Source organism: Emticicia fluvialis, from assembly GCF_024793945.1.
In the GTDB taxonomy this organism is placed as follows: Bacteria; Bacteroidota; Bacteroidia; order Cytophagales; family Spirosomataceae; genus Emticicia; species Emticicia fluvialis.
Window position 1 is genome coordinate 232,210 of the sequence record NZ_JANUSD010000005.1, and the last position, 12,935, is coordinate 245,144.

Annotated in this window: 8 protein-coding genes and 1 tRNA gene; 3 read left to right on the forward strand and 6 right to left on the reverse strand. The window is 42.7% G+C overall.

Annotated features, from left to right (window positions below):
- Positions 1-68: 68 nt before the first annotated feature.
- The 6 genes from NZ848_RS07960 to recG form a co-directional block, all read right to left on the reverse strand.
- Positions 69-950, reverse strand: a complete 882-nt coding sequence (locus NZ848_RS07960) for a glycerophosphodiester phosphodiesterase family protein (RefSeq protein ID WP_253531481.1) — start codon at positions 948-950, stop codon at positions 69-71.
- A 78-nt stretch (positions 951-1,028) separates the two neighbouring features.
- On the reverse strand, positions 1,029-3,257 hold the full coding sequence (locus tag NZ848_RS07965; protein WP_259015054.1) for a carbohydrate binding family 9 domain-containing protein: 2,229 nt from the start codon (positions 3,255-3,257) through the stop codon (positions 1,029-1,031).
- Between the two features lie 111 nt (positions 3,258-3,368).
- Positions 3,369-4,559: a type IX secretion system outer membrane channel protein PorV gene (porV, locus tag NZ848_RS07970; protein WP_259015055.1), complete on the reverse strand. Its 1,191-nt coding sequence runs from the start codon at positions 4,557-4,559 to the stop codon at positions 3,369-3,371.
- A gap of 103 nt (positions 4,560-4,662) precedes the next feature.
- Positions 4,663-8,100, reverse strand: coding sequence for a type IX secretion system sortase PorU (gene porU / locus NZ848_RS07975; protein ID WP_259015056.1), 3,438 nt, complete (start codon positions 8,098-8,100; stop codon positions 4,663-4,665).
- Positions 8,101-8,104: 4 nt separating this feature from the next.
- Positions 8,105-8,806 (reverse strand): SprT-like domain-containing protein, encoded by a 702-nt coding sequence (locus tag NZ848_RS07980; protein ID WP_253531468.1) that lies wholly within the window; start codon positions 8,804-8,806, stop codon positions 8,105-8,107.
- Positions 8,807-8,878: 72 nt separating this feature from the next.
- Positions 8,879-10,984 (reverse strand): ATP-dependent DNA helicase RecG, encoded by a 2,106-nt coding sequence (recG, locus tag NZ848_RS07985; RefSeq protein ID WP_259015057.1) that lies wholly within the window; start codon positions 10,982-10,984, stop codon positions 8,879-8,881.
- A gap of 91 nt (positions 10,985-11,075) precedes the next feature.
- On the opposite strand from recG, the gene NZ848_RS07990 reads away from it, so the two are divergent.
- The 3 genes from NZ848_RS07990 to NZ848_RS08000 all read left to right on the forward strand — a co-directional run.
- Positions 11,076-11,151 (forward strand) — tRNA-His (locus NZ848_RS07990).
- 134 nt (positions 11,152-11,285) lie between these two features.
- The gene (locus NZ848_RS07995) at positions 11,286-11,702 is read left to right on the forward strand and encodes a hypothetical protein (protein WP_259015058.1); all 417 of its coding nucleotides are present in this window, start codon (positions 11,286-11,288) and stop codon (positions 11,700-11,702) included.
- Positions 11,702-12,935, forward strand: a 1,234-nt coding sequence (locus NZ848_RS08000; RefSeq protein ID WP_259015059.1) for a tetratricopeptide repeat protein, incomplete at its 3' end; no start/stop codon positions are given. The genes NZ848_RS07995 and NZ848_RS08000, both read left to right, overlap by 1 nt.

Below are 12,935 nucleotides of genomic sequence, written 5' to 3' on the forward strand. Positions count from 1 at the left end.
TACGCAATTTCAATAATCTTGTTTTTTAAATCAACACAATGCCGGAGCAATTGTTTGCGAAAACACCATTACAAGCCTTTTGCCCTGTCCGGATAGTCGGTTATTACGCCATCGCAGCCCAGCGCCTTTATTTTTTCCATGTCTTCTCTTTTGTTAACCGTCCACGGAATCACCCTTATGCCCAGTTCGTGCAGTTGTTTTACCCTTTCGGTAGTTACCTGCGTAAAATAGGGGCTCCAGATGTCGGGCTTAAAGCCCAGCTTGTCCAGATTCACCTGTACATCGTTATTGGCACGGGGCTCAATGAGCACAGCAACGGCAATTTTTTTGTATTTACCGGCCAGAGTCTGGGCATTCCAGTGTTTCAGAACGTTGTAGTCAAAGCTCTGCATGTTTACTCTTTCTAAAGGCAATTCTTTCACAATTATTTTATAAACCAGATCTGAGAACTCAGCTACCTCTGGCTGGGTTTTGCCTATTTCTTTTTCACTGCTTTTAATTTCTATATTATACTTTACCGGTGGCAAGCCTTTTTGTCTGGTATATTTTTCTATTTCTCTTATCATTTCTGTCAGCAGGGGTTTGTGCGCTTTCATTTTTTCCTGCTCAGGAAACCCTTTGTTGCCACGTGCCCCCACATCATATTTTTTTATTTGCTTGTAGTCCATCTGGTACAGATTCCCCTGGGTTTCTTTAGTTATAAATATACCGTCGGGGTCGGTGGTGATGTCAGGATTAAAATAGGTGTCGTGCGAAACCACCACTTTTTTGTCTTTAGAGATGACAACGTCCAGTTCAATGACATGGGCCCCCAGGTCAATTGCTTTTTTGAACGAAGGAATGGTATTTTCGGGCAGGAGACCCCGTGCACCACGGTGGCCTTCAATTTCAAATGGTGTAGTTTGTGCCATTGCTAAAACCGGAAACAATAAGAATAATAAGGCTTTCATGAGTTGTTATGATTGAATAGTAATAAGCAAATCTGGTTTGGCAGGTATGTGATAGCGGTTCATTATGACCACTTAAAATCAGACGTTCCACCAATACGTAAATTTAACAACCAGGCTGCGGTTTCTGACCTGAAAAGTATCAGAAAAATAATTGTCGGTATAAACCAGAAACAGGTCTGATGCCGGGCTGTAACGCCACTGCAGACGGGTATTGATATTGAAATTGTTATTCTGGTTGTTAAACTGTACAAAGTTAGTCAGGAACAATTTATTTGTAAAGGTAACATCGATTTTCGGACCCAACAGCCAGAGATTATATTGTTTATTTATTAATTCTTTAGGCAGAACGGGGTCTTGCTCAAACGCCAGGCGGTTATAATTGGCGCTCATGGTAATGGCCACAAAAGGCTGGAACCGATAACCCACCTCTCCGTTTAAGCGCAGGCGGGTTCCGTTAGCATAGTAGCCTCCATAACGCGTTGAAACCAGATAGGTAAGCAATGCCTGGGGTTTGGATGTATAATCAAAACCGAAAGAATCCCATTTGTGTTCACTTCCCGCCGGTAAAAACACCCGGGCATAATTGGTGGGGTCAAAAGCGCTTAACAGTTTTACATAATTATGCGCACCCCAGATAAACAAGGTGTTGGTCTTTCTGAAATTGAATTTATAGCCAATCAGTTTTTCGTTTTCTGTTTCCTGCGTAAAATCTTTTGTAAAGTAATGAGTAAGCATAACAGTTGGCCCGTGGCTTAGAATGGTTCCACCTGCCTTCGGAAACATCAGATAGGCAATCTGGGGGTTCAGTTTACCATAGTTGATGCGAGGAACATACCCAACCTCAGCCGAATAACTGTAACCTACGCGTTCTGCCTGTATACCCGTTACCCATTTTTTAGAGGTATAAAGAATATTACCGGCAAAAACATCGTCATTGTTTTTAGTATTGGGGGTAAAAGATGTTAAATAGAGTAGTTTACCCGTCCAGTCATTTTTTTTTGAGGCCAGATTGTATTCAATACCCAGGTTACGGTTAAACTGTGTAAGTCCGTTAAGTTTAACAAGCGAATCTGAAGTGTTGCTATAGTTGAGGGTTTCTTTGTTTACCATCATGATGGCGATATTTGAACGGGCAAACATTCGGCGTTGCAGGGCAATGACACCGAAATTCTGAGCAGGTACTCCTAAGTCATTTTTTCCGGTTTGCATATCCATAAAGCCAATCCGCCAGTCTTTATTGAGCTTGCCGCTCAAACGGACTCCAAAGTTAATGGGAGCATTTAAGCCTATTCGTCGCGAAAAAAACGGACGGATGTTCTGGTAGCCGAAATTGGAGAATAAATCGCCGTTTTCAAGAAAAAACTGTCTTCTTTCAGGAAATAATAACTCAAAACGGTCGAGATTGGTTTGCTGCTGGTCAACTTCAACCTGCGAGAAGTCGGGGTTGACAGTCAGGTCAAGATTTAATGAGGAAGTAAGCCCTATTTTGGCATCAAAACCTATGTCTCTTCTGAATTTCGTGGGCGAGTTGGCTTCCTGATTTGCCCTTACACCCCCAAGGGCATACGGAATAATAGAGATGTTTGAACCCACCTGTGGTGGAGCTTCGTCCCACACCAAAGAGGCGGCGTATGCCAACGATGCAGTAGGGAACTGCCGGGGAACAGGCGCCCAGGCAGATTTTTCAGTAGTTTTTAGGTCTAGCCGGCTGAAATTAACGCCCCAGCGGGTAATTCCTTTTTTATAGCGCAGAGTTTTAAACGGTATTGCGGCCTCCCAAACCCATTTGTCGTCGTCATATTTTACTTCAGAAGTCCACTTGTTCTCCCAGCTCAGGTTGGCCGAACTGCCGTTATACAAGAGGCCATCCCACTGGGCACCATGTGCGTTGGCGCCAAATGTAAAGCCGTTGGTCTGGTCGTCAAAAGTATCAATAAAGAGCAGGTCGTTGTCATTTTTTCCGAAATTAAAATCCCGCTTCAGCGATTCAACCATATAAGGCCCCGGTACTTTTTCGTAGTTTATAAACAGCACATACAGGTTTTTATCGTCGTAGGTCATCTTCACCTCTGTTCGTACAAAGGCTTTGCTGGTATCCATAGGCAGCACCTGATGGAAATCAGAGGCCAGTTGTGCTTCTGCCCAGGCTCTTTCATCTGGTATGCCGTCTATCCTGACGGCTGATGTGGCACGATGAATGTGGTATTCTATTTTATCGTTTTTCTTTTGGGCGAAGGCATGGGAGAGAAAAACAAAGCTGCATAGGTAAAAGATAAAGTAAAAAGGTTTTGTAAAGCTAGGTTTCAAAGTATTAAAAGAGGTTATAAGGTTGAAACAGTAAATTTACAAAGCTAAAAACAAAAACCTCACAGATTTCGTAAATCTGTGAGGTTTTTGTTTTACTTTCTTTATTTAAGCTTATTCTGAAATTCCGTCAGAAGCGTCTTTGTTTTTCTTCGACTGCATATCAAATATCAAAGAAATACGCCAGGTATTGGCAAGCGCATTACCCTGCGAAACCGGTATGAGGTACGCGAAATCAATGCCATAACTGTTTTTAAGTTTCAGACCCAAGCCTGTGGTAACATATCTTTCGCCACCTTTTAAGGCGCTTTGCAGAAAGTATCCGCCACGAACGGCAAACATATTATTATACAGGTATTCAACACCAAAAGAGCCGGTAACCTCTCTTAATTCTTCTTTCAAGCCATCAGGCGCATCAGTAAATGATGAGAATATTGCCTGTATTGGGCCGGTCTCGTTGGGGTCTTTTCCTTTTACTATATTTCCGTTGTTGTCTCTTAAAGGAGGCGTTGGTACCAGAAGTTTGTTGACATCAACCATAAAGTTAAACTGGTTGTAGCTGTTTACACGGTAGTTCATGGCACCACCTACCTTCAGATTTGTAGGAATAAAATATCTGTCGCGGCCATAGCTGATTTTACTGCCGATATTCTGAATCATGGCTCCACCTGAAAAAGCGGCTCCTTTTTCACGGTTTTTTACTGTTGGCGAATCGTTCATATAAAAGAACGAGATGTCGCCGGCAGCGGTATTGGCAGGTTTGCTGGCTACCTGATTAATAGATTGAGACCCAACCAGATTAGAGTGAATGTACTTTAGGTTAATACCCATGGCAAAGTCTCTGCTCAGTTTTCTGGAGTACCCTGCCGTGATATTCATGTCTCTTGAATCAAAAGTTCCGGTGTTTTCGCCATATTGATTCATGAAGTCAATTCTACCCTGATCAAAATAGGTCATTGAAAAACCAATAACCTGGTTTTTCTCGAGTTTCTTAAAAATGGCAGCATGCAAAAGCCCCATGTCGTCTACAATGTCTCTCAACCAGGGTGTGTATGAAACGGTTGAACCCAAATCACGGTCAATGAAAGGTAATTTGGCGCTGTTCCAAAATAATGAGTTGGCGTCCGGGGTTGATGCCACACCGGCATCGCCCAACGCAGCACCTCGTGAGTCTGGTGAGAACGTGAGAAACGGAACAGCAGTTGAGACCACTCTTTTCTCATTCAGGGGCTTTACCTGTGCTTGAGCTGAAAGAGAATTTATCAGGACTAAACTTGCCAACGTGGCCAATAATTTGCTTTTCATGAGAGCTGTTTTTCATTCCACCCTTTAAGCGGGTACTTTAAAAAATTATATGATGTATCGGATTCCACTGTTTCAAGGCATCAAATATAACAGTTTTTCTTATTTACTTCCAAAATAGTAATTTGCCCGAAGCAGAAGTTTTTCCACTTTTATTCAGAAATCCGGCAGTAATTCTATAAAAATAAGTTCCGCTGATTAAATCGGACGACCTGAACGTCATCTCTATGTTAAGTTTACCCAGGCAGGCATAGCACTGTTCCTGTTTTTCGTAAATCTTTTTGCCTGTTTTTTCAAATACCTCAATATAAAAGTTAAGGTCTTCGCCGTCGGCGTTATGTTGTATTACAAAACTAGTTGTTTCCTGAAAAGGATTTGGATAATTATAGGCGCTTAGTAGTCTGAATGAGTCATTATCTACTAAAAAAGCTAACGTTGCCTCCGTAGAATTATTATAAGTATCCCATATTTTTAATTTAATGGTGTGTTTGCCTGCGGGTAGTTTCCCCAGTGCATATTTCAGTTCGCCTTTCGTATAGTCTGTTATGTTTGTAAAATACTGATTTACAATTGTTTGTAAAGTGTCGTTCAGGGTAAGTAACATTTCATGCCCAATGCCGGCCTGCGACAAATTAATACCGTTTTCATCAAAAATGCTAGCAGTAAGTATATTATTTTTATCTACAAAAAGTTCAATTTCAGGGCCTTTGGTATCTGTGCTGTTTACCGGCGCGCTGCCGCCTACCCAAAGATTAATAAAGCTGCCGATGGCGTCGCTGCTGCTGTCGGCACGAAAGGCATAACAATTGATTTTGCCCTGCCCGAGCTGATAATTAATGTCTTTCGGAACAATGAAGTCTGCTGAAAAAACGCCGTTTTTAACAGCAACCCTGCCCTCATAGATTTTGTTCTGATAAGCCTGATACCTGAATTTGTCAGTTTTTTGCCCCAGCGTACTCTGGGTTGAGGGCTTATCAAAAACAGATACCTGGGCATAACCGTTGTAGTCAGCTATCAACTGGTCTGTTTCGGGGTTTCTGACTTCGCCCTCTAGTTTCACCTTTGCCAGTGCTTTTAGTGTTTGGGTTTCTGGGTTCTGGTTATTAATTTTTGTTATAACAACTTTATCTGCAGGGTAGGCCAGCTTCATAGATGGGTCGCCCAGTAGAGAAAAGTTACGGTTATTGACATGGCTTAGCGAATTGTTTTTAGTTATCCTGAACACATCTCCCAGCTTTGTGCCAGGGTTTTGTTTACTTAAGACGAAAGCCGAGTAAAAAGCGTTGTTCAGCAAAAAATTAGTGTAAGAATAAACAGGCCTTGTGGTGGTTAGCAAACCTATGGCAGCACCTCTCGGGCTTAGCAAGGCAAGCTCGGCACCCGAAACTACAGAGGGGTCATCAAACCGACCGAAAGAGCAGGTGGCAGTCAAAAACAGTGGCATATTGGCCAGATTCTTCCAGGTATCAATCTGGTCAATGGTTAGTATTTTTTCTTCGGTCCAGCCATCCGGGCCACCGTGGCCGCTGTAATTGACAATCAGGCTACCCTCATTCACGGCTTTGTTAAGGGCTTTGTTTGCTTCTGGCGCAATGGTGCCAATTGGGGTGCCCACCAGTTTGTAATTATCGAGATATATTTTATTGAGAACTACATTTTTATCCTGGGTTTCAAGCAATGCAGCAATCCTGTCGGCGTCTGACTGGTGGATGTTCCCGTCGCCGTCATCGGCTACAAAACTAATTTTTCCTCGCCATTTACCGATGGTTTTATTGTTTTGGGCATAGTATATCAGTTTATCTATTATGTTTCCGGCTTCATCAACGGTTTTAGCCGGTAGCCTGCCCACACCTATATCAAGCGTATGATTCCCCTGGTTATCCTCTGTCCAGTCGCCTTCATGGGTTTCCAGAAAACCAAAGTAATCGTCTGAAGAAAAACTAAAAACCGGGTTTAGCGATTCCCGGCTTTCATAAGTAGGTATGTAAAGATTGGGATTGACATAGTTAAACCCGTTATTATTTTTGTAGTCGTAGGTGGCATCGCCAAATAAGAGCAGGTATTTTAATTTTCCGGGCTTTTTGAGCCACAAAAAACGGGCAAAATCCCTTATGGCGCTTACATCGGGTTTGCCTGATGCAAATTCATTAGATACTTCACCGGCAGTAGCAACTAAAACCGAAAGCCCGTCATTTTCGGTTCTAAAATCAGCCAGCCGTTGTGCCTGATTTTTCCATTCAGGAAGAGTGATGATCAGCAAATCGGGTACTTCGGCCTCATGCAGATTCTGATTGCCTGTTTTTTCAATAGTATTGGGTTCCAGTAGGTTCTTGTCTGTAAACAGGGCAAATGTTTTTAAAACACCGCCTGTTGCCACACCAAAACTAGACTCTGAACCACTGAGTGTGTAAGGTATATTTTCAGGAGACTGCGGATTAGTAACATCCCAGATTCTCGATTGTGCCGAGGCTTGAGCTATTCTGAAACGACTTGTGGCATTCGATACACTTTCCAGAGACCGCACAAGCGTCTGTGATTCATAAAATTGAAGGTTACGTTTCGACTGGATTTCGTAGTAATTCAGATAAGCGTTAGCGGTTGATTGCCCCCCTTTATTATAAGCATAAGTAAGCTTTATTGAATTGCCGCTGCTAACAGTAGAGGTGAATGTAGCCGCACTTTCGGTGCCTTTCAGGTCATAAATTCCTTTGGCATCATACTGGCCGGCTCTAATGGGTGCAAAAGTGATATTCCCCAGGGGGTTTCCGTTAAGTTTCAGACCCAGTTGGGTGGATACATAGGCTGCACTAACCCCGGCAGACTTGATTTTGATAGTAGAGTTTGGCACCAGCCCTTCTATGGTTTCATCAAAATGTACTTCGGTTAAGTTTCCGAGGGGCTCGCCGTACCATTCGCGACCGGAGCCGCCCAGCTCTCTGATACCGGAGCTGATGAGGTTTTTCAGGTCTGATTCATGAAAACGGAAATCATCAAAAGTAGTGATGGTGGTTGATGCCTCTATGGCTTTTGCATTGCCCACACGCAGGCCTTTGGTATCGGCTATGGTCAGAAAGTAAAAAGTGGTGTCAGAATAATAGTTTTGCTGATGGCTGAACTGCTGCTTAGCGGCATCAAAAGTAATGGTATGGGGGCTTTCGGCATAAAAAAGAATGTAGTCTGCCTCATCAAATTTGCCGTCGTTTTCGCCTGCTACCTCAATGGCATTTTCTTTTAAGTCTGTTGGTCGTGCTGTATTGTTGGCCTGCGGTAACATAGCGCCTCCATTACCATAAAGCCTGATGTTTTGCGGATTAACTTTGCTGATGTCAATCCCGGCCTTTCTCAGTATCCCTGCATTGATTTTATAAACACCCGTTTGCGTAGTTGCAATTTTGTACCAGTCTCCTTTACTTAAAACAGATGACTGTGCCTGAAGCCCAATACTCGACCAAACACTGATACACACAATAAAAAACCGGCTTTTCTGTAAGTAAGAAAAGTTAAGAAACCTGGCCGATATGTTATTGATGGAGGAAAGCAGCATCCATTTATTGTTCTTCTATTAAATCAACTCTGGCAGTGGCCAGGATAGTATATCTGCGTCTTGAATTTCGTTCCATGCACAAAACGCGGGTGCGTCTTTTTTCCAGCCTTTGAAAAACCGTATTGCGGAAAGTAAACCATTGGTTATCGGCCACGTCTGATAACAAAACGCCGCTGGGGGGTGTCAGCTCGTGCATTTGTAATGCTTTTGCCAGCGGTGCATAACTCACCGACGAAGCAGCAGGATTGCTCATGTATTTGCTTAAGGGTACAAAAACGGTTTCCGGAAAAACACTCAGATTCAGAATGGGGGCCATTAACTGCTGAAAGTTTTTCTTCCATTCTGCCCCATGCGGCTCTATTTTCTTTCGTGTTTTGTTAAGCCAGGCCCGCTGATGCGCAATTTCATGTATATACGTAATTACAAAAGCGTAGGCGTTCAGGTCGTTATTAACGGTTATTTTATGCAGCCCGTCTTTAAATGTATAGTTACCAAAGCATGAACTGCGCGTGCGCGTAATTTTAAATGAGAAGGGTTGCTCTTTCCAGAGTGCCAGACAATAATCAACAGCCTGTGCAGGCACATGCCTGCTTAGCATTTCAAGCATTTTCTGGGCAACTTCAGGCGTGTAAGAAACCGGTAAGGGCGGCAAAGGTTTTTCCTGCAGAGCCTTGCTTACTGATTTAAATAATCTTGTAATAGACATGGAAGACACTGTATTTTTTTATCTAACAAAATTGTAGCAGCAAATATTTCAAAAAAGTAGAAATTGATACTGCTAACTAATGCGGCTCCAGTTGGTTTCGTTATTGCGCAGATTCAGCAGGTGATGCCTTACGGGTGCATTTTCAGGCTTTTCAATCTCAGGGTCATTATCCAGAATCTCAATGGCGGCTTCTCGGGCATATTTCAGTATCTCGCCGTCTTTGGCCAGGTCGGCCACTTTCAGGTCTAGCATTCCACTTTGCTGGGTTCCGGCCATATCTCCGGGCCCACGGAGCGACAAGTCAACCTCTGATATCTCAAAACCGTTATTGGTTCTTACCATGGTTTCAATACGGGTGCGGGTTTCTTTGGCCAGCTTAAAGTCGGTCATCAGTATACAGTATGACTGCTCGGCTCCACGACCCACACGGCCTCTTAGCTGGTGCAACTGCGACAAACCAAAGCGGTTGGCGCTTTCTATTACCATTACCGATGCATTGGGTACGTCAACACCCACTTCAATTACGGTAGTGGCTACCATTATCTGTGTTTCCTGATTTTTGAAACGCTGCATTTCATAGTCTTTTTCTTTCCAGCCCATTTTGCCGTGTACAATGCTGAGCGCATATTCCGGAAACGCCCTTGCAATGCTTTCAAAGCCGTCCATCAGGTTTTTGAACGATAATGTTTCCGATTCTTCAATCAGCGGATACACCACATATACCTGCCTGCCTTTTCTGATTTCGCTACGCATAAACTCAAAAACCCGCAGGCGGTCAGAATCATACTTGTGGATGGTCTTGATAGGCTTGCGCCCCATCGGCAGTTCGTCTATCACCGATACGTCCAGGTCGCCATACAAGGTCATTGCCAGTGTTCTTGGAATCGGCGTGGCGGTCATTACCAGTATATGCGGTCTGAAATTTCGGTTTTTGTCCCAAAGTTTGGCTCTTTGCGCTACTCCGAAACGATGTTGCTCATCAATAATACAAAGGCCCAGATTTTTAAACTGCACGTGGTCTTCCAGCAAAGCGTGGGTACCTACCAGAATCTGAATGCTGCCGTCAAGAATGCCATCATCAATAATTTTACGGCCTTTTTTATTGACTGAGCCCGTTAGTTCGGCTATTTTAATGCCTATCAAATCGGCAAACCTTTTCAGGTTGGTATAATGCTGGTCAGACAATATCTCGGTTGGCGCCATCAGGCAGGCCTGCGCGCCGTTGTCTATGGCCAATAGCATGGTAATAAACGCCACAATGGTTTTACCACTGCCTACATCCCCCTGCAATAGCCTATTCATCTGCTTGCCCGAGCGCAAATCTTCAAAAATTTCACGGATTACCTTCTTCTGCGCATTGGTCAGGTCAAAAGGCAGGTGATGCTGATAAAACTCAGTGAGCAACTGTGTTTTGGTAAATACCTGTCCGGCAAAATCCTGTTTACGGATAAGCTTCTGCTTGATAAGCCTGAACTGGTTATAAAACAGCTCCTCAAATTTTAAACGGCGGGTAGCCTGCCTGAGCGTCTCGGCATTCAATGGCAGATGAATATGATAGAGCGCATCCTGCTTGGAAATAAGCCTGAACTTCTGAATCAGCGAACCGGGCAGGGTTTCACGGATATGCGGTCTGGCCGAGCCCAGCAGCACTTTCATCCAGCGGCTTATCTGCTTGCTGTCTATGTACCGTCTGCGTAGTTTTTCTGTCAAGGAATACACCGGCTGAAAATACCCCCCGCGTTCGTTCTCCGGTGTGAGCGGGTCCATTTCAGGATGACTAATCTGCCATTTGTTGCCAAAAACAGTAGGCTTGCCGTACACAATGTATTCGCCTTGCAGGCGCAGGGTTTTTTCTAAAAAAGTAAGCCCCTGAAACCACGTAAGCTCCATCATGCCGGTGCCATCGGTAAACTGCGCCACCAGCCGTTCTTTATTGCCTTCGCCCACTCTGTCCCACGACCGCACCCTGCCTTTAATTTGCGCCGCATTCATGGCCTCGTTCAGCTCACTGATGCGGTGAAACTTAGTGCGGTCTTCATGCCGGAAGGGGTAATATTCAATCAAATCGCCATAAGTGAAGATATTGAGATCCTTGTTGAGCAGCTCTACTTTTGCAGGGCCTATTACTCTCAGGTTTTCAATTTTTGTATCAAAAAAGGATGTTCTTCGCTCGCTCATGGTATCGAATTTAGCAGTAAGGGCAAAATTGAACAAATTTTTTTTGATTTTTTGCAAAATCTCTCTACATTTGCAATCCTTAAACAGGCACGGAGGTCTTAGCTCAGTCGGTTAGAGCGTCGGATTGTGGTTCCGAAGGTCGTGGGTTCGAGCCCCATATTCCTCCCTTCAACTCCCTTGAAACATGGTTTCGAGGGAGTTTTTGTTTTTAAGGCTTCTCCACTTTTATAATTTATCTGCTTTTATTTTCTGGTCTCTGTTTTTGTGCTATTTTTGATTGATTAAAAAAGCAAAAAACCTGATGGAACCTGTTACAACTACCGCCCTTGTTGCCACCATTGTAGGCTATTTAGCCAAGACTCTTAAAGAAAATAAATCCTTTCAGGACTTTACGAAAGATTTTACCGGCGCCACTATCAATTGGATAAGACCACTTTTTTTGAAAGATGACGGCACCCCTAACGAAACTTTAGAAAAACTGGCAGCTAATCCTGAAAGCGAACCCAGACAAAAAATGATTCAAGCCAGCTTAGAAACTGAACTGGAAGAGAATCCTGATGCAAAAGATTATTTAGAAGAAATGTATCATGTAATTAAAGAAAAGGAGTCTAAGGGTGAAGCAATTAAGATTGTTAATAGTAAGAATGTGGTAACTGGAAATGTAAATACCGGAGGGGGTGCTTTCAGCGTAGGCGACAATATTAATGCGAAGCCATAATGGAAGAAATAAGAAATTCTAAAAATGTTTTTACTGGTTCCGCTAATACTAGCGGAGGAGATATTCGTGTAGGAGATAATTTCTATAAAAGCCTTGAATACAAAGATATTTTAAAGAATATTACCCGATTAGAAAAGCTCCTTAAGTCTGCTGAAACTGAAGAGGAGCGATTAGAATATAGTGTAGATTTGAACGACGAGAAGAATAAGTTAGAAGGACTGAAACAAGATGTTCTTCAATTAGCAGAGACATTCCAGAAGATAGAGTTAAATACGGAACCTTTAAAATTAGCCAAGCAATATTTTGATGAAGGGAATTACAAAGAAGCAAGAGCGGTATTAAATGCGGAACAAATTGCCAAAAAATTAGAATCAATTGAAGAAAAAGAAAGAGTAGAAGAGATAAGACATGAACATAAAAAGCAAGAATTTGCACAAGCGAGAGAGCAGATAGCCAATGAGTTTTTAGTTTTAGCCAAGCTGACGGCTATAGATTTTACTTTACCAAATCGAATTGCATTAACAAAGGAATACTTTGAAAAATCAATAAGCGCTAATAAGAATACAGATAATTTATTTGCTTATGCCTATTTTTTGCAGGAAAACAATTTTTTTGATGAGGCAATAGAAATTTATAAAGAAGCACTTGAGATTTATAGAAACTTAGCTAAAACCAATCCACAAGTCTATCAGCCTTATGTGGCTACTACTTTGAATAATCTGGCTGTTTTACATAGTGCTAAAAATGAGTTAGAAGACGCTGAGAAGGAATACCAGGAGGCCTTAGAGATAAGAAGAAACTTAGCTAAAACCAATCCACAAGTCTATCAGCCTTATGTGGCGATGACTTTGAATAATCTGGGGAATTTACATAGTGCTAAAAATGAGTTAGAAGACGCTGAGAAGGAATACCAGGAGGCCTTAGAGATAAGAAGAAACTTAGCTAAAACCAATCCACAAGTCTATCAGCCTTATGTGGCGATGACTTTGAATAATCTGGCTGTTTTACATAGTGCTAAAAATGAGTTAGAAGACGCTGAGAAGGAATACCAGGAGGCCTTAGAGATTTATAAAAACTTAGCTAAAACCAATCCACAAGTCTATCAGCCTTATGTGGCGATGACTTTGAATAATCTGGGGAATTTACATAGTGCTAAAAATGAGTTAGAAGACGCTGAGAAGGAATACCAGGAGGCCTTAGAGATAAGAAGAAACTTAGCTAAAACCAATCCAC

What these genes read in the sequence shown, in the direction of transcription:
- porU (WP_259015056.1), bottom strand. Translation starts at nt 8,100, where the DNA reads ATGCTGCTTTCCTCCATCAATAACATATCGGCCAGGTTTCTTAACTTT.
- NZ848_RS07960 (WP_253531481.1), bottom strand. Translation starts at nt 950, where the DNA reads ATGAAAGCCTTATTATTCTTATTGTTTCCGGTTTTAGCAATGGCACAA.
- NZ848_RS07980 (WP_253531468.1), bottom strand. Translation starts at nt 8,806, where the DNA reads ATGTCTATTACAAGATTATTTAAATCAGTAAGCAAGGCTCTGCAGGAA.
- porV (WP_259015055.1), bottom strand. Translation starts at nt 4,559, where the DNA reads ATGAAAAGCAAATTATTGGCCACGTTGGCAAGTTTAGTCCTGATAAAT.
- recG (WP_259015057.1), bottom strand. Translation starts at nt 10,984, where the DNA reads ATGAGCGAGCGAAGAACATCCTTTTTTGATACAAAAATTGAAAACCTG.
- NZ848_RS07995 (WP_259015058.1), top strand. Translation starts at nt 11,286, where the DNA reads ATGGAACCTGTTACAACTACCGCCCTTGTTGCCACCATTGTAGGCTAT.